The organism is Gleimia hominis, assembly GCF_002871945.2.
Classification (GTDB): domain Bacteria; phylum Actinomycetota; class Actinomycetes; order Actinomycetales; family Actinomycetaceae; genus Gleimia; species Gleimia hominis_A.
This window is the reverse complement of record NZ_CP126963.1, coordinates 666,294-687,699: the sequence shown is the minus strand read 5'-3', so window position 1 is coordinate 687,699 and position 21,406 is coordinate 666,294. Positions and strand designations below refer to the sequence as shown.

The window sequence follows — 21,406 nt, the reverse complement described above, 5'->3', positions numbered from 1 at the left end:
GTTTTGTCTAATGCGTTTGAGGTTGGGGTATCTGCGCGTAGGCGTCGTCGCGTTTTCGCATGAGGCGGCCAATCGTTACGAAACTCACGATCATGAGGATGATGCCGAGGACAACGGTGTAGGGGTTCGCGGTGATGCCGGCGACGATAAACATGAGGAGCACGATCGTGCCGTTGGTGAGGGCGTAGGGGATTTGGGTGCGCACGTGGTCGATGTGGTCGGCGGCGGCACCTGTGGAGGCGAGGATGGTGGAGTCGGAGATCGGGGAGCAGTGGTCACCGAAAATGCCGCCCGATAAGACGGCGCCGATGCACACGAGCATGGGGGCGTTTAAACCTTGGGCAATGGGGATCGCGAGGGGAATCATGATCGCGAACGTTCCCCACGAACTGCCTGTGGCAAACGACATGAGGCCGGCTGCGATAAACACGAGCGCGGGCACTAAGAAACCGGGGATGTTGCCCTGCAGGATTTCCACAATGTAGTTGGCAGTGCCCATTTTGTCTAGAAGTGCGCCGAGGCTCCAGGCGAGCACCAGGATTATTACTAAGTTAATCATCCGTTCCATGCCTTTTACATACGTAGAGAATACGCTCCCAAGTGAGCTCACTTTGTAGAGGAGCATGAGTACCACGAGGGTGATCGCGGCGAACAGGTAGGCGGTGGAAAGAGCTGCGCGGAACTCGTTGCCGGGAACCTGTTTTACGGGAAATCCTTGTGAAATAAGGATCCCAAAAAGGGTGGTGAAGAGGACCGCGAGTGGCAGCCAGATGAGTGTGGCGCGGCTTGCTTTAGGGGTTTCGTTTTGCTGTGTGTTTTGCCCCCGAAGTGGTTTCGACCCCGGCCAGTAACGCTGGTTTTGGTAGGCGGTGCGGGCTTCGGCGCGGCGCATGGGGCCGAAATCTGCGTTGGCGAAGATAACGACGGGCACCGACAGTACGGTGAGGATTGCGTACATTTGGAAGGGGATCACGTGTACGAACGTGGTGAATTCGGATGCGTTGATGTGGGCACGGTCGAACGCGTCTGCGATTAGTCCCATGATGTATATGCCCCATCCGATGAAGGGGATGAGTACGGCTACGGGCGACATGGTGGAGTCGAGTATCCACGCGAGTTTTTCGCGTGAGGATTTCACTTTGTCGTAGATGTTTTCGAAGATGGGGCCCAGGATCAGTGGGGTGCCGAGGTCGGAGAAGAAGATTGCGAGTGATCCGAGCCAGGTGGCGAATTGGGCGCGTGTGCGAGAGGTGATGAGTTTTTCACTGCGTTCCGCCAGGGCGTTGCCCCCGCCAGATTTTTCTACGAGGGCAACGAATCCACCGATGAAAAATAGGAGTACGAGTACGCCTGCGTTGTACGAATCTGTGGCTTGTTCGATTAAGTAGTCCTTGACGAGGGACATGCTGGTGCCCACCGGGTTGCCGTGCAGAATAATGAGTAGACCAACAAATAGTGCGGCGAATAGGGATACTTCCACGCGTCTAAACGCAATGGACAGCCCGATAGCTAGAACCGGTGGTATCAGGGAGATTATCCCCATATTCTCCATTTCTTATCCCTCCAAAGAAAAACAAACCGAGAATAACCATACACAACTAGCGATAAACATGCATAAAACGGTATAAAACACCTCCGGACGAAAATGGGTTGGAATTCATCCGGAGGTTATTTGTTGCCTGCTTCAGTCCGCTGTGAACTGAAAGTGCTCAAGCGGGGTTCATTGGCGAGTAACGCCTGTTTATCTCAGCGTTTCCCCGCGGCATGCCGCTTAGCGAGCACGTATGCACACAGCACGGAGATGAACGCGGTTATGGTAGAGAATAATCCCACTAGGATCGTGTCTCCGTCAACTACGGACACCAGGTATGTGCACACGGACGGAACGATACCAGCCACCAGAAACGACGGCACGTGGTAGACGAATGAGATTCCGGAGTAACGCACTTCCGGTTCAAAGTATGAGGACCACAGGGCCCCCATTGACGCCCACACCAGGGTAAACGCGCCAGACCAGCCCAGGACGATCACGGTGGTGGTGAGGAAAATTTCCCCGTCCGACCATTCGATGAGCTTCAGTGTGGGGATGGACATCAGTGCGGATAAGACCGCGCCGATCATAAAGGTTTTCGCGTTTCCGATTCGCTGCGCGATGTGGCCACCAATAAAAGTGAACGGGATCTTAAAGATACACGCAACAATCGTGATTATGTACGTGTGCAGCAGGGGAGTGTTGTGGTAGGCGTGCAGGTACGCCATGATCCAGACTATAAAAATGTTGTAGAACGTTCCATCTACCCACCGGGTTCCGCAACCCAGCAGCAGGGTCCGCCAGTACCCTTTACACATTGCGATGAACCCCAAACTTTCTTTCGCTTGGGCTGCATCCATCTGTTCCATGCGTTCTTGGGCTTTTTTAAAGTCCTCGGTTTCCATCATGTGGTCTTTGGCGTACACCACGATTGCGGTTAGCACTACGGCCAGCAAGAACGGGAAGCGCCATCCCCACGAGAGGAACACGTGCTCGTCCAGCAGGTAGGCGGGGAGCGCGATCGCAAGTGACGACAAACCGAACCCTAGTGGCAGGCCAATTTGGGGGATCGCGGCGTATAGGGAGCGTTTATTTTCGGGCACGTTTTCGTACGCCATGAGAATTGACCCGCCCCACGTGCCACCGCGGCCAAAGCATTGCAGTAGGCGCATTAGTTGCAGTACGACCACTACCCATACGCCAGATGCAGCGGCGGAAGGTAGCAGGCCGATCACCGCAGTGGAAACCCCCATGGTGAGAAGGGAGGTGTACATCGTGAACTTGCGTCCGTGTTTATCCCCAAGGTTGCCAAAAAAGATGGCGCCGAAGGGGCCGGCAATGTATCCGATGGCGAACGAGAGGTAAGACAGGATTAGCGCGGTGGTCCGATCGGACACTTGCGAGAAGAACACGGTGTCGAATACGGTGCCGGCCGCTGTACCGTACAGCAAAAAGCAGTACCACTGGATCGAGGAGTCAAATAGAGTCACCGCTGCGACGCGTCGTAAGCTAGGTTGCCGATCAGCCGTTACTCGGGTTGCGATGGCGGTCATCAGTGTTCTCCCTCGTAGTATTTGAACGGCCAAGGACCAGAGTAGTCGGCGCCCACTGGAATGGGTACGTAGTGGGTGTTGACCTGCCCGTCTACGAAGTTGTGGATATAGCAGGCGGGGTTCGCTAGGTAGAACCGGTCACCGCCACCTTTGAAGCCGTGTTCACGCTCTTGAGCGGTGACGTCTGGGCTTTCGGGCGTGCGGAAATCGACTTCCATCTGCATGCACACCGCGGGGCTGACGCGGCAAGAGACCCCGTGCCACGTGGTGATCAGTGGGGTGTGCAGGTGCCCGCAGCAATAGATTATGTGGTCTTTGTGCTGTTCAAATATTTGCGCCATACGTTCGCGGTTCTCAAACCCTTCGTCCATGGCGGGCAACCCGGATTCAAACGGTGGGTGGTGTCCAAACACTATCGTGGGGGTGGTGGGGTGGGCGTCCAGCTGGGCTTCGAGCCAGTTAGCCACCGGGTCTGCTAAACCACCCCAGTGTTTACCCGGTAAGGACGTGTCGATGAACACGGAACGAACGGGTTGTGACTCTACCGTGTAGCAGATATAGGGGGCGATGTCAGTGGCAACTGGAGCGTTGTCGGGCAGCATCTCCAAGTACAGGTTGCGGTCATCGTGGTTACCTGGAACCACGTAGGCGGGGCGCGGGAGGCGAGCGAGCTCCTCACGCACCATCTCTAGCCCCTCGCGGGTACCACCTTCAGCCAAGTCACCGCTTACCACAAAGTAATTTGGTAAATCGTACGGTTTTAGATCCCTCAACCAATCGATGGTTTTCGCGACGAACGCGCGGGTATCACATTTTTGAAACGATAGCTTTCCGTCTGAGCGAAGATGAAATTCTGAGATTTGAATTATTCGCATGTAATAAAAGTATCAGGAAACTACCGTGACGAACACCTCGTAGTTTTCACGTACCTTCCGCCACACTCCATATGCATTGGGCGGGTTTTGTCGGTAACGTTGAACCGTTCGAAGCCCCGAGAGACCTTTAATGGTAGAAAGCACATGTTCAAAAAAATAATTAAAATCGCGATGGCGTTCCTAGGCATGGTTGTGGGGGCTGGGTTTGCATCCGGACAAGAGCTCCTGCAGTACTTTGTCGCATTCGGTAAGTGGGGGGTTGTCGGCGCAGTCATAACCGGGATTGTCATGGCGATTTCCGGGGATGCTATTTTGCAGTTAGGCTCCTATTACCGGGCTCGTGAGCACAAGTCTGTGCTGGACGAGGTAACCCACCCGATAGTGTCTTGGATTCTGGACGGTATCCTCATATTCACCCTCTTCTGCTTCGGATTCGTAATGATCGCAGGTGGGGGCGCTAACCTGAATCAGCAGTTCGGCCTGCCCATCTGGGTTGGGGCTGCGCTGATGGCGGTTCTGGTTATTGCAGCCGGGTTCCTGGACGTAGACAAAGTCACCACTTTGATTGGGGCGATTACGCCGCTGATCGTGGTGCTACTCGTGCTCGGTGCCGGTTACGCAATCAGCCAATCGGACCTCACGTTCACCGCTGCGGCACAAGCGGCAAGTAAGATCACTCCCGCAATGCCCCCGTGGTGGCTGTCGGCAATTAACTACGTTGGCTTAGCCCTCGTCCTCGCGATCTCGATGGCGCTCGTCATGGGTGGGGACCAGTTGAATACCCGAGCTGCCGGTCTGGGCGGTGTCGCAGGAGGTTCTCTGTTCGGCGTGCTCCTGGTACTGTCCGCCGTTGGGTTACTGTCTGCAATAGATAAAGTTAGAGACGCAGACTTGCCCATGCTCGCGCTCATGGACGCGATTCACCCCACCGTGGGCGTAATCATGGCGATCGTTATTTATCTAATGATTTTCAATACGGCAATCGGGATCTACTACGCGCTCGCAAAACGTGCGGAAGCGGTGAAACCAAGTTGGTTCCGCCCCGCATTGATTTTGAGCACGCTGGCGGGATTCGTATTCAGCTTCCTGGGGTTCAAGTCACTGATTTCGTGGCTGTTCCCAATCCTGGGTTATTTGGGCGTGGCGATGGTTGCAATTCTGGTGGTGTCGTGGCTGCGTTCCTATGGAGAGATTACGGAAGAACACGAGCGGCGCGAGCGGGTACGCGATCTGATTCAGCGTAAGTTGCATCCGCGCAAGCGCTTCCAGCGCAAGCACCGCACGGAACTTACTCGCACTATCGAAGATTCGAATGTGGAGAACTCCGATTTGTCTGATCAGATTCACCATGAGGTGGCAACTGAACTCGTTGCGGACTCTGATGTAGAAGAATTCACGGAGGAAGAAGCACAGCCGTACCTGCTGGATACCGAGGAGACCGAGCAGTCGGACGAGGCAGAAGAGGCTGCGCAGGCGAACGACAGCGATGACGCTGCTTTGAAGGATGAGGCGGCCGAAGCTGTGGCGCATAAAGACTAGGCCCGCTCCCACTTCAGAACAGCCGGCGATTGGCGGTAGGCGAGGAGGCGTTCTCCTGAGGGTTACTGGCCATCAGATGGCAGGCATTACTAGGTAACTGTCCCATATCTGGTAGGCATCGGTTGATAAAGGTGACGAAAAAGGGGTGCTGATCGACTTGGATCAGCACCCCTAGAGTTTTACTTAGATTTTTGCTTGCCAGCGCTTTCAACGGCTGCCCGCAGGACCCAGAGTAGCTCCGGCGTGCCAGCCTAGTCGAGGCGTTCGAATTTGCGTGACCACGCGGTCCGTACCGGGTTCGCGTTTGTGAGCATGATGGAGAACCGGTCGTTCGCGATCTCCACGATTTCAGACAGGACGACGATTCGTTCTTGCACCGGAGAGTTCTCTAGCCGGCGCAACCCTTTTTTCGCGATTTGTTCCCGCGAGGTGAGCGCGCCGAGGCATGCCACGAACGGCATGGCAAATCTCTTGCGGTACCGGTCGGATAGTTCTTGGATTTCTTCGCGTTCTTTGTCGTCCATTTGATCCAGCGCCAGGGAGCCAATGTCTTGCGAAATCTGCTGCGCAGCCCCTTCGTCTGAAAGCAGTAGCTGCGCCATGTCGGGGTACGCACTAATCAGCGTGTCTTGATCCGAGCGGCTGGCGGTGAGCACGGCCTCTTGGAACGCGTCACGCAAGTGCTGCACATCTTCGAATGGTTTCGACTGGTAGGCGCGTTCCACCGGCCAGGTGGCGTCATTGAACAAGCGTTTGAACGTGTGGACGAACTGGGTTTTGTCCATCGCATTAACGTCACTGAGTGTGAGTCGTTTACCTTTAGTGAGTGCCACGTCCTCACCGCGGGTTTTCACCAGGTGGAAGAACACGAGGTTGAGCACGATTGCGGTTATGGACCCGATTGTCACGCCGGAAGCGAAGAATATTTGTGCCCACGAGGGGAAGACGTTCGCGATGTCGGGTTTGAAAGACACGAGCATAGCTAGGCCGAGCGAAGTGGTGACGATGGCGGAGTTACGCGCGTCGTGCAGATCAACTTTACTGAGCATTTGGATGCCCACGAGCGCCACGTTCGCGAATAGGGCAAGCGAAGCCGCTCCCAGAACCGGCCCGGGAATCGACGCGACTACGGCGCCGGCTTTGGGAATAATGCCAAGAATTATCATGAGGCCCCCGGCGAGCGCTACGACCCAGCGAGACTTTACGCCGGTGAGCCGCACGAGCCCCACGTTCTGGGCAAAACACGTGTACGGGAACGAGTTGAGGATGCCCCCGAGGGTGGTGGACAGGCCGTCGGCGCGAAGTGCGCGGGCAATGTGGTCGCGGGTGATGCGCCGGCCCACGATCTCGCCGCAGGCGAAGACGTCGCCGGTGGTTTCCACCATGGTGATGATCATGACGATAATCATCGAAATAATCCCGCTTAGGGCAAATCGGGGGGCGCCAAAGTAGAACGGGGTGGTGACCCCTAACCAGTGCGAGGTGCCGACTTCGCTAAAGGACGCGTCGCCAAGCGCAATTGCCACTCCGGTGCCGATTACGAGCCCGAGCAGCACGGATATGGTTCCGAGGAATCCACGGAAAAAGCGTTGCACGAGGATGATTATGAGCAGCGTGCCAGCGGCGTACGCGAGGGAACGCATGGCGATCGGTTGGGGTGGTTGCATTTCGTCAACCCGATTGATGATGTCGCCGGCGGACACACCCAGCAGGGTGATGCCCATGGTGGCGAGGACTGTGCCGATCACTACGGGTGGAAAGAACCTCACGATTTTTGCGAAATAGGGGGCGGCGAGGAAAGTGAATAACCCTGCCACGATGATGGAACCGTATATGGTGGGCAGGCCCTCGGCACCCCCGTCGGGCCCGGTTACTGCGAGTCCGATTGCAATAATAGGGGAGATCGCGGTGGTGGTGACGCCTTGAATGATCGGGAGGCGAACGCCGATTTTCCAAAATCCGACCGACTGAATCAAAGTGGCGATTCCGCAGGTGAACAGGTCGGCGTTGATCAGGTGGATTGTCTGTGCTGGAGTTAAGTTTAACCCGCCGGCAATCACGAGTGGAACTACAACGGCGCCTGCGTAAAACGCGAGAACGTGTTGGGTTGATAGAAGAAGTGTTTTTCCGAAAGGAGGTTTGTAATTAACTGGATCGATGTCTTTAGTTGACATTAATTATCCATATCTATGAGCAGTGGGATAGGGACAGTCACTACTATATGACCGCTGGTGGAGCGCGGGGCAAATCGCTGATCTTAATCGTCAGAACTGTGAGACACAGATTAAACCTAACTGTCAGACCCATACTAAACTGAGAGAATGCACACGATTACACGCGAGGAAGCCGCTCAGCGGAGTCAAACAATCGACCTGGAAACAATCGACGTCACGTTGGACTTAACGGGGGCCGCGGGGGAGGGCACGACATTCACTTCGGTAAGTGAGTTGACGTTTACCACCCGCGTGCCGGAAACATTTCTAGATGTGATTGCCGATAGTGTCGATTCTGTTGAGGTCAACGGGGCCGCCGCACAGTACGAGTTTGACGGCGGGCGGGTAACGCTTACAAACCTACCAGTTGGGGTAGAGCTGACAGTGCGGGTTGAAGCGCAGTGTAAGTATTCAACTACCGGTGAGGGGCTGCATCGGTATCGGGATCCAGAAGATGGCGCCACGTACCTGTATACGCAGTATGAGCCCACGGATGCGCGGCGGGTTTACGCTTGTTTTGACCAGCTAGATTTGAAGGCCCGGTGGCAGTTCACGATTGCGGCGGATACCGATTGGGTGGTGTTATCTAATCAGCCGCAGGTATCCGAAACTACGCAGGGGGCGTTCACGACCCGAGTTTTTGACCGCACGCCACCCTTGTCGTCGTATATTACAGCGGTGATCGCGGGCCCGTACACGCGCGTTGATGGTGGGGTTTGGCGCGGTGGCGCCGCAGATTCGCAGCCAGTGGATGTGCCGCTGGCCCTGTATTGCCGGGCTGCGCTAGCCCCGTATTTGGATTCCGACGAGGTGCTGGCGGTGACGCGCGCGGGGTTGGATTTTTACCACGCCCGCTACAACTACACGTACCCGTGGGGTAAGTACGACCAGGTGTTTGTTCCCGAATACAACTTGGGGGCAATGGAGAACCCGGGGTGCGTGACGTTTAACGAAAACTACATTTCGCGCGATCGCACTACGCGCAGTGAGCGGCAGTCGCGGGCGAATACGATTTTTCACGAAATGTGCCACATGTGGTTTGGGGATTTGGTGACGCCCCGCTGGTGGGACGACTTGTGGCTAAAGGAATCTTTTGCGGACAACCAGGGCAGTGCGGGTCTGGTGGCTGCCACCCCATATAAAGGGGAGTGGGCTACGTTCGCAGCGGGCCGCAAGGAGTGGGCTTACTATCAGGATCAGCTTTCTACCACCCACCCGATTGCCGCGTCGATTCCCGACGTGGATGCTGCGAAACATAACTTCGATGGCATCACTTACGCAAAGGGCGCGGCCGTGTTGAAACAGTTGGTGGCGTACGTTGGGGAGAGCGCGTTTTACGCGGGCGCGAGTGATTTGTTTAAGCGCCACGCCTTTTCAAGTGCTTCCCTTAATGATTTGCTTGAGGTTCTAGAAGCTCATTCTGAGCGTTCGGACCTCAAAGACTGGGCGCATCGGTGGTTGCAGACAACGGGGCCGAGCCGGCTCAGTTGTTCGCGTGAAGATCGGCTGTTAAGTATCACCCAGGCAGGTGAGGTGATGCGTCCGCACACTATTCGCGTGGGCTTCTTCAAGGGTGAGGACGCGGTTAGGGTCGATCAGGTTGAGGTGACGATTCGGCAGCAAACTTACGAGCTGGAACTGTCTGAAAAGCAGATGAGCGCGGATTTTATCTTGCTGAACGACGATGACCTCACGTATGCCGTCATTGAGCTGCACGGGCCTGATTTGGCGTACGCTGTCGATCACGTGCACCGCATGGCGCACCCTACTTCTCGGGCCGTGGTGTGGTCCGCTCTGTGGGCGGCTATGCTCACTCAGAAGCTCCCGCCCGCGCGGTACATAGAGGCCGTGGGTCGCCACGCGGAAAGCGAGACTGAGGATGCTGTATTAGAGGACGTGATCAACCAAGCGGTTAAAGCCTTGCGGTACTTCACCCCAGGTATCCACCGGGACGAACGAGCTGCGTGGTTTGCTCAGCGTGCATTGGAAAACTGCGCTAACGAAACTGAGCGCGATCGGCAGCACATTTGGGCAACTGCGGCGGTGCAGGCACTTACATTGGACCGCTCTAACCGCCCCGAGCAAAACCGGTTCCTAGAGGATCTTGCGAACCAGAACAGCAGTCTAATTACCGTGGGGCCATCATTGGCGTGGCGAGCCCGAGTGGCCCTCGCAGCACGCGGTCGGTTTACGCAAACGCAGGTGGATGCGGCGCGGCAGGAGGATAATACGGGTGAAGGCCGGGTGTGGGCCCTGCGGACGGGGGCGGCGATTCCGGAACGCAAGTCGCGCCTAAACGCTTGGGATATGGTGCTTGCCGACAAGTTGACTAATCAGGAGATGTCCGCGGTGCTGGCGGGTCTTGCCGTCGGCGGGATAGGTAACCAAGTGCCCGGTTTCGCAGGTGGTTTCTTTGACGAGGTGGGGCCGTACTGGATGGAGCATTCGATCGGGATGGGCAACCGGTTCGTGGCGGGAGCGTTCCCAGATCTGATTGACGCGTCGAATCCGGCGGATGCGCAGGCCCTGCTGTACCAGGTGTCGTACTGGCTGAGTGAGTCGGATGCGCCCGCTGCTTTGCGACGTTTAATGGAGGAAAAGCGAGATGACTTGCGGCAACGATTCGAGGTACAGCAGGCTTGGCTAGAGTAGATGCCTCGGTTGAAAACGAGGGTGGTGCGGGGCGAAATGGTTCCGCGGCGGGGAAGAAAACCGCTTTGCGCAAGCGGGATGCTGCCGCATCCATGTCTCTTTTGCAGGAGCTTTTGTATGATCCGCTGAACTATGGGTATTCGAAAGTACCTCAAAGAAATGGGCGGGAGCGCCCGAAGCGGTCGGCTTGGGGACGTGTGGTTACGCTGGTGCTTGCAGTGGTGCTCGGGCTAGTGGTTACGGTGAGTACGCGCAGTCTGTTGGCGCAGCTTAACTCGGGTGACGTGGTGAATAAGTCTTTACGCAGCCAGGTTCAGATGAGTCGGCAGAGTGTGAATACTCTTCAAGATGAGGTGGATACTTTGCAGGGCAAAGTGCAGATTCTGTCTAAGCAAGATGACAGTGCTCGCCCGGCGGATAGTAACAGTGTTGCGTTAGCCCAGTCGCAGGAGCTGCGGGGGGAGGGCGTGGTGCTAACCGTGCGGGAGGATGCGCATGCAGATGCGAAGGGCCGGGTGCAGGACGCAGATTTGCGGGTGTTGATTAACGCGTTGTGGGCCGGTGGTGCGGAAGGAATTACGCTTGGTGATGTTCGGGTTGGCCCAACCACGTCTGTGCGCACGGCGGGCGGAGCGATTTTGGTTAACTTCCGGCCCATTGAACCACCGTATGTGCTGCAGGCAATTGGTGATGCCAGTGATTTGCAGGCCGCGGTTACAAACGGGGATACGGGCACGTATGTTGCAGCGTTGAATCGGGAGTACAACATTTCGACCCGTATCGATATTAAAGACAACCTCGTTCTGCCGGCGGCGAATAATCGTACGGTAGAACAGGCGCGCTTGATGAAGGAGGAATTGCAGTGATCGCGATTTTCGGGTTGATTATCGGCGTGGTTCTGGGGATAGTTTTAGACCCGGTGGTGCCGGCAGTGCTGCAGCCTTACCTACCGGTTGCGGTGGTGGCGGCTTTGGATGCGCTTTTTGGTGCGACCCGCGCTTATCTGGAGGGGCAGTTTAACGACAAGCAGTTCATAATCTCTTTTTTCTGGAATGTGCTGGTGGCTTCGCTTTTGGTGCTGCTTGGCGTGCAGCTGGGCGTCGGGGCCGCGTTAACCACCGCCGTGCTGGTGGTGCTTGGGATCCGAATCTTCTCTAACGCCGGGGCCATTCGCCGGCACCTTTTCGGAGCGTAAGCCATGGCGAGAAGGCGGTTGCGGGATCTACTGTACACTTCGATTTCACCTACGCACGTGGTGATTGCTCTGTTGTGTCTGTTGCTTGGATTCGCGTTGGTGACCCAGCTGAAGGTGCGTCGGAGTGATCCTTTGGAGGGGTTGTCTGAGGAGGAACTGGTGACGCTGCTAGACCAGCTGGGTTCTTCGGAGGAACAGTTGCGGTCTGAACGCGGGGATTTGCAGGCGCAGTTGCGTCGGTTAGAGAGCGCGCAGTCGCAGGCCGAGGTGGCGCGTGAAACCGCGCAGAAGGAGCAGACGGTAGCGCAGATCCTGTCGGGCCGTAAACCGGTGGAGGGCCCGGGGATAAGAATGACTATTTACCCTGATGAACCTCTTCGGGCCACATTGTTTGTAACGGTGTTGGGGGAGCTGCGGAACGCGGGAGCGGAGGCGATTGAGCTGAACGGTAACCGCATCAACGCCAGTTCTTTTATCACGATGCGCGGGGAGAATATCGCGGTTTCGGGTAAGGAGTTGGAACCGCCGTATGAGTGGGCGGTTATCGGGAATGCGGATACTATCGCTCCGGCGTTGGAGATTGCCGGTGGGGCTGCTTCGCAACTGCGTGGGTTTGGAGCGCGGGTGGATATCACCAAGGTTCCGGATCTGGTGATTCGTTCTACGGTTGCACCAGTGGATTATGAGCATGCCCAGGTTGTTCCCTGAGCTGGTACGCATTAAACGATTCTGTCGACATCAAACGAGTTCTCGAACACTGAATCAGTCTGGCGATGTTAAACGAGTCCGTGGATATTACACGAAGTGAAATCTACAATAGGAGTAGTAAAGATGTGTGAAGTATCGAAATTAGGAGGCGGCGATGTCTATTAACAATAATGCACCCGACCCGTCACAGACCGCTGTTTTTGGCACAGTTGGCCACGCTTCGGATGTTCCTGAGGACACGTTCGTCCGCACGCCGCTTTCACCACGCGATCAGGCTGCGGTTGACGCCTTGCCAGCTGGTTCTGCACTGTTGATTGTGCAGCGCGGCCCTAATTCGGGAGCACGGTTTCTACTTGACGGAGATCGCACCACCGCTGGGCGGAGTCCGAAGGCGGATATTTTCTTGGATGATGTGACTGTTTCGCGCCGCCACTGTGAGTTCCGCCGTACGGATGAAGGCTACGTGGTGCGCGATTCCGGTTCCCTCAACGGTACGTATGTGAACCGGGAGCGGGAAGAGCAAGCTTTGCTGGAGGCCGGTGACGAAGTGCAGATCGGCAAGTACCGTCTTACGTATCATCCTTCTGCGCAGTGACTGCGCCGCGTAGGCTGCAGGAGCATTCGGGGGAGCTTGAGCCTTGGCCTCGGGATGTGAGTAGGCAGCCAAAGTACACGATCAGTCAGGTTCTAGAGCGGGTGAAACCGGAGTTCCCAGCACTGTCGGTTTCTAAAATCCGGTATTTGGAAGATGAGGATCTCGTTAACCCGCATCGCACTCCTGCGGGGTACCGCAAGTATTCGGAAGCGGATATTAAACGTCTGCGTTATGTGCTTGCCCAGCAGCGAGATTCATATCTGCCTCTGAAGGTGATTCACGAGCAGCTTTTAGCGTTGGATGCCGGCCACGACGTTGAGGTTCCCGCTGCTGCCCGCGTGGTGAGTGACCGGGGCGAGTCGCGAACTCCAGCTTCGAGTTTCATTTCGGTGCGGCAACTGATGGATCTGACGGGTGTGTCGAAGTCACAGGTGGAGGACCTAGTTGAGCTGGGGTTGCTTTCTCCAGATTTAGCGGGGTATTTTCCAACTCGTTCGATCCGAGTGGTGCAGCTGATTTTGTCTGCACGGAACTTGGGGATAGCGCCGCGGAACCTGCGTTCGGTACGGGCTGGTGCGGAACGAACTGCGGATCTAATTGATATGAGCGTGCAGTCTACGCGGGCGCGCGGCCGGTCTGGGGATAAGGAGCGGGCGAATGCGCGGGCGCGGGAGCTCGCAGGAACGCTTGGTGAGTTGCAGGTAGAGTTCTTGCGTATCGCCGTCGATAGGTTATCGAAATGACGGGGTTTGAAACGCTGAGCTACGTAAGGAAGCTGCCAACCATGGGGCGGTGCAGCTACGGTGGTTGGTTGCGGTTGGTTTGCCCCAGAGGTAGCGCCGTGCGCAGTGTTCTGGGCATAGACTTAAGGCTGGCTGATGGTGGCTAGTTGCGGGTGAAGGTAACGAAATGGTTTCAAGTTCAACTTGAGGGTTAGCCACGCCGCGGGTGTCGTTGACGATGGCGGCGGAACTGTTTAGCGTTGAATTATCGACATTGACACTGGTATGAAACGAGGACGCAAGGTGAGCGAACAGGCTAGGGAGGCCCAGCAGCCTAAGCAAGGGATGTTGTTTGGGGATGTTCTTGCTGACATTGGACCTGACACGGGTTATCGCGGCAAAGTAGCTTGCCATGCAGCTGGGATTACTTACCGGCAGTTGGATTATTGGGCTCGCACGGGCCTGGTGGAGCCGTCGATTCGGTCTGCTCGCGGTTCCGGTTCGCAGCGTTTGTATTCTTTCCGTGACGTGTTGGTGTTGAAGGTTGTTAAACGTTTGCTGGATACGGGTGTTTCTTTGCAGCAGATTCGGGTTGCGGTGGGGCATCTGAAGAATCGTGGGGTAGAGGACTTGTCTTCTATCACCTTGATGAGCGACGGTGCTTCCGTGTATGAGTGTCGTTCTCGTGATGAGATGATTGACTTGATTGAGGGCGGCCAGGGCGTTTTCGGTATTGCGGTTGGTCGCGTGTGGCGTGAGATTGAGGGGTCTTTAGCGGAGTTGCCTTCTGAGGAGGCGCAACCGGCGGTTGTGGATGAGCTCGCTGCGTTGCGGCATGCACGGCGCAGCGCCTCTTGATTGTGCCGATAGGCTTATTGTATAGCTCGTTTGTGTAGATAGCTTTTGGGGGCTGAGTACGTTTGGTACTCAGCCCCCGTTTTGTTTAGCTGTTAAACAGGAGTGTCCTGTTTAGTTGCCTGGTTTAGTGTGCGCGGCGACGTGCAGCAGCTACACCTACACCACCGAGTGTCAGAGCGGTTAGGCCCAGCAGGGCGGCCGCACTGGAGTCCGCACCAGTTGACGCAAGAGCCTTAGGAGCAGCCGTGGTTGCTTTCGCAACTTTCACAACTTTCTGCTCGCCGGCAGCGTTAACCACTGCTTCAGCTTTCTTACCTTCTTCAGCCTTGGGGGACTCCTGCGTTCCCTCCTCGGCCTTAGGAGCTTCCTGCTTGCCCTCTTCCTTCATGGAAGCAATCAGGTCAGCCAGTTTCTCGTGATCAATGAGGTCATCAATCGTCTTACCAGGCTTCAAAATGTCTTTGATGCCTTCCCAGTTAATGAAGTCATCAAGCGTCAAACTTGGTTTCTCGGAGTCGCTCAGGATCGGCTTGTTACCAGCTGGATCCTCATCCTTCAGCGCCGGAGGAATACCCATCGGGTCTTCCTCTTCAGACTCACTGGTGATCGGCTTGTTACCAGCTGGATCCTCATCCTTCAGTGCTGGAGGAATACCCATCGGGTCTTCCTCGGACTCACTGGTGATCGGCTTGTTACCAGCCGGGTCCTCATCCTTCAGTGCTGGAGGAATACCCATCGGGTCTTCCTCGGACTCACTGGTGATCGGCTTGTTACCAGCCGGGTCCTCATCCTTCAGTGCTGGAGGAATACCCATCGGGTCTTCCTCTTCAGACTCACTGGTGATCGGCTTGTTACCAGCCGGGTCCTCATCCTTCAGTGCTGGAGGAATACCCATCGGGTCTTCCTCTTCAGACTCACTGGTGATCGGCTTGTTGCCAGCCGGGTCCTCATCCTTCAGTGCTGGAGGAATACCCATCGGGTCTTCCTCGGACTCACTGGTGATCGGCTTGTTGCCAGCCGGGTCCTCATCCTTCAGTGCTGGAGGAATACCCATCGGGTCTTCCTCTTCAGACTCACTGGTGATCGGCTTGTTACCAGCGGGGTCTTCATCCTTTAGGGCTGGAGGAATACCCATCGGGTCTTCCTCGGACTCACTGGTGATCGGCTTGTTACCAGTCGGGTCTTCATCCTTTAGCGCCGGAGGAATACCCATCGGTTTCTCCGAGTCACTCAAGATCGGCTTATCACCAGTCGGGTCCTCATCCTTCAACGGCGGGTTGATGTTCGGTGTAACCGCGGGATTGTCGGTAGTAATCGGCTTCTCACCAGTCGGGTTTTCATCCGCTTGCACGTCTGATTCCTCGTACTTTGGACTGTCTACCGCGCCGTCCGCTGGACGAACATCATCGATAGCGACCGGTTTTCCCTCGTTGCCCACTACGGCAAAAGCACCGGGTGCCGCTGCAAGCCCGGTCAGAACAAACGCTGCAGCAATACCTGTTGCAATACTTTTCTTCATTTTTACGTCCTAGTTGTATCGGAACGAACCTGTGTTGGCAGGTCTCAAAGTTAGTATGGCATTGCTGGGGGGGGTGTCAACTTATCGGCAGCTTGTAATTTTTCGATCCCTAACTTAAAAGCAATAGTGAGTTGACGAGGAAAAAACAACTTGTGAGGCGCCGGCAACTGCCGACGCCCCACAAGCCCTCACCTGCAATAATGGGAAATAGAGAAGATATACGTTCCCATAATAGCGACGCGGTTTTACGCCGCTTTCGCAGCGCGCTGCCGTGCAGCGGGAACAGCAACGAAACTCAAAACGAAACTCGCAGCACCCCAAAGCACAAGCGGCATCAACGTCGCAAACAGTGACGTCAACTGGCCACCAATAGCCGTGTGCGTAAGCCCCGAAGTGGCAATCGACAGCGGCATCACCGCATTCAGACTTTGGAAAGCCGGGGGAGCGGTCTCGATTGGCAGAATCCCGCCCAATGCAACCACTTGCACTACCAGCAGAAGTAAAGCCAAGACCCGACCTATTCTAGAGCCAAATACAGCGAGCAACATTTGATTGATCAAGGCAAACGCTATCGCTGCGACTAACAGCACCAGCAGTGTCGTAAACGAATTCGCAGGGCGCACCCCCACAGCGTAAGCAACCCCGAACACGCCCAACGCCTGCACAACTGCAGACACCACTGCGGGCACACTTGAGCGCCAAACCACGTTCATACTCGAATGGGCAGAAGAAAGCTCACGCCGCCTCAAGCCCGGCATCACCAAGAACGTTCCCAACGCACCAATCCACAGTACAAACGCAGCAGCCCATGGGAAGATCGCGTTATACGTGGCAGACGCCTCATTCCACGTGTGCGCTTGCGCCCGAGCGGGAATACTTGCCATATCCACAATCCGCGTACGCTCCGCATCCGTATAAGTTGGTACCTGCTTCACCCCATCCTTCAACTGAGACGCAAACTGATTGGTCCCCTCAGTTAACTGATCTGCACCCGCACTCAACTTCGACGTGCCGTCACTGAGCTGGTTAATCCCACCAGCAAGTTGAAGGGCACCATTTTGCAATTCAGGGGTGCGCGCATTCATCTCACCCAAACCAGCGGCCAATTGGTCCACACCCCACTGGAACTGCGGTACCTGCGCTTGAGCTTGCGCAAGTCCCTCATACAACTGACGAGACCCAGCAACCAAGCCGGGTTGTGAACGCGTGCCATCAAAGGCCACCTTAAACTGCTGCGCTCCCTGAGAAAGCTGAGCCAGGCCCTGCGCCAAACCAGGCTTTGACTGGGTGCCATTAACCCCGTCAGAAAGCTGCTGTGCTCCGTCAGCCAACTGCTCGGTGCCGGACTTAAGCTCATTCAACTGCTTGTGTATTCCTTGCAAACCACCACTGTTATGCATCTGGGATGCCAAATCGTGCAACTTCGCGACCAGCTGCTTCAACTGATCCAACGCTCCCTGCAGGCTGCGCGCACTCGCGTTAACCCCATCCCCAGACGCTGCCCGCTGACCGGGGGAGAGCTGCTGCCCCAAGTTACGCAGCGGCTGCACACTCGCATCCAGACGCTTCGCGGAATCCTGCAACGACTCACAGTACTCACCAGCCTGCGCAACCGGGCACTGATTAGCCACCGCAACCACGTGATCTGCCGCCGGCACAATATCGGCCAGCAACTCAATCTGCTCACGCCACTGCTGTAACTGAGCCTCAAGCCCTTCCAAGTTCCCAAGCTCGTCGCGGATCTGATCAATAATCGCCTGAATCTCAGCCGGATCAATGTTCCCGATCTCCTGTTCAAACCCCAGGATCGGTTCAATAACACCGTTCGCCGTGTCCACAAACTGACCGATATTCACAGAAAGCTTAGCCGTTCCATCTGCCAGCTGCTTACTACCGTCCGCCAAACCGCCCTTACCATTCACACCAGCGTTAAGCTGCTCGATCCCAGGCAAAAGCCCGGCAGAACCATTCGCCCCTACAAAACCATTACGGGCCTGCGCAACCCCATCACTGAGGCTCTTCGCACCCCCGGTCAGCTGCCCAAGGCCACCGGTGAGCTGATTAACGCCACTGGCTAACTGGTACGCACCGTCTGCACTCTGCCCAATCCCATCACTGAGCAGACCGATTCCACCCTGCAGCTGGCCAGCACCTCCAGCAAGTTTCTTAGAACCCTGATCCAGACCATGGATCCCACCGGCAAGCTTGTGTGAGCCGTCGTTTAGCTTATCCGCGCCCTCAGCAGCTGTATTTAACTGGTCGTGCATCTGATTGAACCCCAAATACACCTCGTCCAACACGTTCTTAGTCAGCGCTTCCCCGAACGTTTTCGCAGCGGTCTCGCTAATCTGCTTCCCAATAATTCCCATAATCGGCGAAGACGCGTCATTACTAGTGACCGTAATTAAACCCGGCGTTGCATCCGCCGTGCCGATCGTGGCGATGTTCTTTGAAAAATCTTTCGGAATCGTAATGACTGCCGAGTAGGTACCGTCCTTCAAACCCTGCTCAGCATCTTTTTCTGGCACGAGGTTCCAATCAAGATTTCCCTGCACCTCCTTCTGCGGATACATTAATCCCGCAGTGAGCTGACGGCCGAGTGGCACCGTCTTTTCTTCGCCATCGACCTGCATCTTCGCCCCCTTGTCGAGGTTCACAATCGCAGCCTGCACCTGATCAAAATTATCTGTGCGCGTTCCCACCGCCCACAGGGTCAACGCAGACGCCAGTATAGGCAGCAGCAAAACCGCTACCAAAGCACGCCAATCACGCGGCCTCATCCGCCTCATCGCGTAGCCTCCTTCTGAAGTTGAGCTGAGCGTAAGTGTTCAAATTCGTAAACTCGATTAACTTCCAAACCAGTAAGCGGACCGCATCCCAAAACCACGGCGCTACCACCACTCACATTGTCCTTCAACACCCGAGTCTCTGACTCCGTCAATGCCCGGCGCACAATGTAGAGCGACACGCCCGTTGAGGCAACCGGTTGGCCAGTAACAATCCAGCCCACATGGGGGAGCACCCGGCCTGGCTCATCCACACTTGATACGTCCCCTACAAACGCTTGGCCCGCATCCGGTCGCAATCTGCCAGCCAGCACCGAGCACAAGGCGTGTACCTGCGCTTCATCACCGGTTAACCGCAGTACCTCACCGGGGCGGACCACTAAATCAACGTTCTCAAACAGGGGAGTGCTCCCCGCGGTTACCGTCAAAGACTCCGCCCGCGCCGCTGCTTGACCATGTTCCTCCTGCCACTTCTCGTGCTCAAACCGAGCTTCGATCGCAGCTCCCTCAACGTCAAATACCGGCAAGATCTTCTGCATCCACCTGGGTAAGTACCACGCGTGTGCCCCCAGCAGCTGCATCACGGCCGGCACCAAGGTCATGCGCACCAAGAACGCGTCCACGAACACGCCTACTGCCAAGCCAAATGCAATCGGCTGAACGTAGAACGAACCTCCGGGTAAGAAGCCAGAGAACACCGAAATCATAATCAGCGCCGCCGCGATAACCACCGGAGCGGAAGCGCGGAAGCCAGTCAAAATGGAATGGTGTGGATCATTGGTGCGTACATAGTCTTCCCGCATGCGCGACACGAGGAACAGCTCGTAATCCATCGCTAACCCAAACAACACACCCATGAGGATGATGGGCATGAAGGAAATGACGGGACCGACTTGGTTAATGCCCAGCGCCGTATTGCCCCACCCGTCAATAAACACCAGCGTGGTCATGCCGAACGCAGCCCCAACAGACAGCAGATACCCAAGAGTCGCTTTGAGCGGCACCCAAATGGAGCGGAACACGATCGTCAATAATCCTAACGAGAGACCAACTACCACCACGCCAAAGGGCAGGAGTGCGTCAAAAAGCCGCTCAGATACGTCGATCTTCACAGCTGCCATACCAGTTACGAACGTGTTTTTAATCCCAATATCGTCAGACCACTTAGGTGCCCGTTCACGCAGTTCGTGCACGAGGTTTTCAGTTGCGATCGAGTCCGGGCCCTCCCGCGGAATCACCACGGCCACCCCCAGGTCCGCAGTCCGGTTCGGAGTTGCGAGTTGCACGTGATCCACGCCCTTTATGGACTCGATTTCGCCTTTCAGATCGTCCATCAACCCGAGCGGATCAGTTGACGTCACAATGTCACCTATCACCAAGATCGGCCCGTTAATGCCCGGTCCGAACTCTTCCGCCACCAGGTCGTACGTATCGCGGCCCGCACTTCCCACCGGGTCCACCCCGTTATCAGGCAGGCCCAAACGCAGGTTGCACGCGGGAACCGTCATTGCCACCAGAACAGCTACGACGCCTAAGATCGCGAACCACGGGTGCGCCGTCACCACTTTGGGCCATCTGGAAAGAAATCCATTCTTCTTCTTTTTACGCGCCTTTGGTTTTATCCGGTTTCCCAGCAGCATGAGGATAGCTGGCAGCGCGGTGATTGCCACTAGTACAGCCAGCGCAACTGCTAAAGCCGCGCACAATCCCATGATCGTCAAGAAAGGAATCCGCGCAACGAAGAGCGCAGCCAGGGCTATCACCACGGTTACCCCAGCAAACGTGACTGCGGAGCCAGAAGTGGCAATCGCTAGGGGAATAGACTCTTTAACGTCCATGCCGCTGCCCAGCTGGTCGCGGTGGCGCGAAACAATAAATAACGAGTAGTCAATCCCCACCGCGAGGCCAAGCATAATCGCGAGCGTTGGGGTAGTGGTGGAAATCGTTACGGCTTCGCCGAGCATCATGATGATCGACATTGCAACCCCAACACCGAGCAGCCCCGTAGCAATGGGGATGAACGCCGCAATTAGGGAGCGGAACGTCACCACCAAAATGACGAGCGCTACCAGCACGCCCACAGCTTCCATGATTGACAGGGGAATGGAGGTAACTTGTTTAATCTGTCCGCCCACGTCCACGCTCAAGCCGGCGTCCTGTGCGGTGTGCGCGATCTTCTCAACCTGGTTAACCGAGGCATCATTGAGCTCGTCGATTCCAAAATCAAAGTTCACCTGGGTCATCGCATACCGGTTGTTGTCCGACACCATGGGGTCCATTAACGTGTCATCAAACGGGCTGGGGGCCGCGATCACGTGCGGTACTTTAGAGATTTTCTTAGCTACATCCTCGATATCGGACTGGTATCTGTGGATATCCTCGCCCTTGGGGGCACCGAAAACCACTTGTCCGGACGCGCCCGCGAACTCTGGGAATCGATCATCCAGTGTGTCTAGCCCCTGTTGCCCCTGAGTGCCTGGGATGGTGAAGTCATTTCCGAGCGTAGATCCAACTGCAACCATGCCACCCACCGCGGCAATGAGGACGATTATCCAACCCGCTAAAACGGATTTCGCATGGCGTATCACCCACGCTGCCGTGCGGTATAGGAACGAGGACATTAGCAACTCCAAATCCAATACATTATTGTATTCAATATA

At 56.0% G+C, this 21,406-nt stretch carries 15 protein-coding genes; 8 read left to right on the top strand and 7 right to left on the bottom strand.

The window, feature by feature from the left end; all coding sequences use genetic code 11:
- Positions 1-7 precede the first annotated feature (7 nt).
- The 3 genes from CJ187_RS03060 to CJ187_RS03050 form a co-directional block, all read right to left on the bottom strand.
- The gene (locus tag CJ187_RS03060) at positions 8-1,552 is read right to left on the bottom strand and encodes a Na+/H+ antiporter NhaC family protein (RefSeq protein WP_102215801.1); all 1,545 of its coding nucleotides are present in this window, start codon (positions 1,550-1,552) and stop codon (positions 8-10) included.
- Between the two features lie 194 nt (positions 1,553-1,746).
- On the bottom strand, positions 1,747-3,084 hold the full coding sequence (locus CJ187_RS03055) for an MFS transporter (RefSeq protein WP_102215802.1): 1,338 nt from the start codon (positions 3,082-3,084) through the stop codon (positions 1,747-1,749).
- The gene (locus tag CJ187_RS03050) at positions 3,084-3,959 is read right to left on the bottom strand and encodes a metallophosphoesterase (RefSeq protein ID WP_102215803.1); all 876 of its coding nucleotides are present in this window, start codon (positions 3,957-3,959) and stop codon (positions 3,084-3,086) included. The genes CJ187_RS03055 and CJ187_RS03050 overlap by 1 nt, the downstream gene beginning before the upstream one ends.
- 144 nt (positions 3,960-4,103) lie before the next feature.
- Between CJ187_RS03050 and CJ187_RS03045 the strand changes: the two genes are divergently transcribed.
- On the top strand, positions 4,104-5,498 hold the full coding sequence (locus CJ187_RS03045) for a YkvI family membrane protein (protein ID WP_199171047.1): 1,395 nt from the start codon (positions 4,104-4,106) through the stop codon (positions 5,496-5,498).
- Between the two features lie 251 nt (positions 5,499-5,749).
- Here the strand turns inward: CJ187_RS03045 and CJ187_RS03040 are convergent, their stop codons facing one another.
- Complete coding sequence (locus CJ187_RS03040; RefSeq protein WP_102215804.1) at positions 5,750-7,672, bottom strand: solute carrier family 23 protein; 1,923 nt, start codon at positions 7,670-7,672, stop codon at positions 5,750-5,752.
- Positions 7,673-7,819: 147 nt separating this feature from the next.
- Here CJ187_RS03040 and pepN point away from each other — a divergent pair, with 147 nt between their 5' ends.
- From pepN to CJ187_RS03005, 7 genes are all read left to right on the top strand, one after another.
- Positions 7,820-10,363, top strand: coding sequence for an aminopeptidase N (gene pepN, locus CJ187_RS03035; protein ID WP_284667875.1), 2,544 nt, complete (start codon positions 7,820-7,822; stop codon positions 10,361-10,363).
- A complete protein-coding gene (locus CJ187_RS03030; RefSeq protein WP_102215807.1) occupies positions 10,351-11,229 on the top strand; it encodes a DUF881 domain-containing protein in 879 nt (292 codons plus the stop codon). Before pepN ends, CJ187_RS03030 begins: the two co-directional genes overlap by 13 nt.
- Complete coding sequence (locus CJ187_RS03025) at positions 11,226-11,558, top strand: small basic family protein (RefSeq protein WP_102215808.1); 333 nt, start codon at positions 11,226-11,228, stop codon at positions 11,556-11,558. The genes CJ187_RS03030 and CJ187_RS03025 overlap by 4 nt, the downstream gene beginning before the upstream one ends.
- A gap of 3 nt (positions 11,559-11,561) precedes the next feature.
- Positions 11,562-12,266 carry a DUF881 domain-containing protein gene (locus CJ187_RS03020; RefSeq protein WP_102215809.1) on the top strand — a complete coding sequence of 235 codons (705 nt, stop codon included), beginning with the start codon at positions 11,562-11,564 and terminating at the stop codon, positions 12,264-12,266.
- A 154-nt stretch (positions 12,267-12,420) separates the two neighbouring features.
- Positions 12,421-12,861, top strand: coding sequence for an FHA domain-containing protein (locus tag CJ187_RS03015; protein WP_102215810.1), 441 nt, complete (start codon positions 12,421-12,423; stop codon positions 12,859-12,861).
- 56 nt (positions 12,862-12,917) lie between these two features.
- Positions 12,918-13,604 carry a transcriptional regulator FtsR gene (gene ftsR / locus CJ187_RS03010; RefSeq protein ID WP_233187284.1) on the top strand — a complete coding sequence of 229 codons (687 nt, stop codon included), beginning with the start codon at positions 12,918-12,920 and terminating at the stop codon, positions 13,602-13,604.
- A 324-nt stretch (positions 13,605-13,928) separates the two neighbouring features.
- Positions 13,929-14,441 (top strand): MerR family transcriptional regulator, encoded by a 513-nt coding sequence (locus tag CJ187_RS03005; protein ID WP_233187348.1) that lies wholly within the window; start codon positions 13,929-13,931, stop codon positions 14,439-14,441.
- 124 nt (positions 14,442-14,565) lie between these two features.
- On the opposite strand, the gene CJ187_RS03000 is transcribed toward CJ187_RS03005, so the two are convergent.
- The 3 genes from CJ187_RS03000 to CJ187_RS02990 form a co-directional block, all read right to left on the bottom strand.
- Positions 14,566-15,960 carry an LPXTG cell wall anchor domain-containing protein gene (locus CJ187_RS03000; protein WP_284667869.1) on the bottom strand — a complete coding sequence of 465 codons (1,395 nt, stop codon included), beginning with the start codon at positions 15,958-15,960 and terminating at the stop codon, positions 14,566-14,568.
- A gap of 245 nt (positions 15,961-16,205) precedes the next feature.
- Complete coding sequence (locus tag CJ187_RS02995) at positions 16,206-18,749, bottom strand: YhgE/Pip domain-containing protein (RefSeq protein WP_102215814.1); 2,544 nt, start codon at positions 18,747-18,749, stop codon at positions 16,206-16,208.
- Complete coding sequence (locus CJ187_RS02990; RefSeq protein ID WP_102215815.1) at positions 18,746-21,367, bottom strand: MMPL family transporter; 2,622 nt, start codon at positions 21,365-21,367, stop codon at positions 18,746-18,748. Before CJ187_RS02990 ends, CJ187_RS02995 begins: the two co-directional genes overlap by 4 nt.
- Between the last annotated feature and the right edge of the window lie 39 nt (positions 21,368-21,406).

Bases quoted from the DNA above. Each gene is read 5' to 3' on its own strand.
- CJ187_RS03060 (WP_102215801.1), bottom strand. From the start codon at position 1,552: ATGGAGAATATGGGGATAATCTCCCTGATACCACCGGTTCTAGCTATC.
- CJ187_RS03055 (WP_102215802.1), bottom strand. From the start codon at position 3,084: ATGACCGCCATCGCAACCCGAGTAACGGCTGATCGGCAACCTAGCTTA.
- CJ187_RS03050 (WP_102215803.1), bottom strand. From the start codon at position 3,959: ATGCGAATAATTCAAATCTCAGAATTTCATCTTCGCTCAGACGGAAAG.
- CJ187_RS03045 (WP_199171047.1), top strand. From the start codon at position 4,104: ATGTTCAAAAAAATAATTAAAATCGCGATGGCGTTCCTAGGCATGGTT.
- CJ187_RS03040 (WP_102215804.1), bottom strand. From the start codon at position 7,672: ATGTCAACTAAAGACATCGATCCAGTTAATTACAAACCTCCTTTCGGA.
- pepN (WP_284667875.1), top strand. From the start codon at position 7,820: ATGCACACGATTACACGCGAGGAAGCCGCTCAGCGGAGTCAAACAATC.
- CJ187_RS03020 (WP_102215809.1), top strand. From the start codon at position 11,562: ATGGCGAGAAGGCGGTTGCGGGATCTACTGTACACTTCGATTTCACCT.
- CJ187_RS03015 (WP_102215810.1), top strand. From the start codon at position 12,421: ATGTCTATTAACAATAATGCACCCGACCCGTCACAGACCGCTGTTTTT.
- CJ187_RS03005 (WP_233187348.1), top strand. From the start codon at position 13,929: ATGTTGTTTGGGGATGTTCTTGCTGACATTGGACCTGACACGGGTTAT.
- CJ187_RS03000 (WP_284667869.1), bottom strand. From the start codon at position 15,960: ATGAAGAAAAGTATTGCAACAGGTATTGCTGCAGCGTTTGTTCTGACC.
- CJ187_RS02995 (WP_102215814.1), bottom strand. From the start codon at position 18,749: ATGAGGCGGATGAGGCCGCGTGATTGGCGTGCTTTGGTAGCGGTTTTG.
- CJ187_RS02990 (WP_102215815.1), bottom strand. From the start codon at position 21,367: ATGTCCTCGTTCCTATACCGCACGGCAGCGTGGGTGATACGCCATGCG.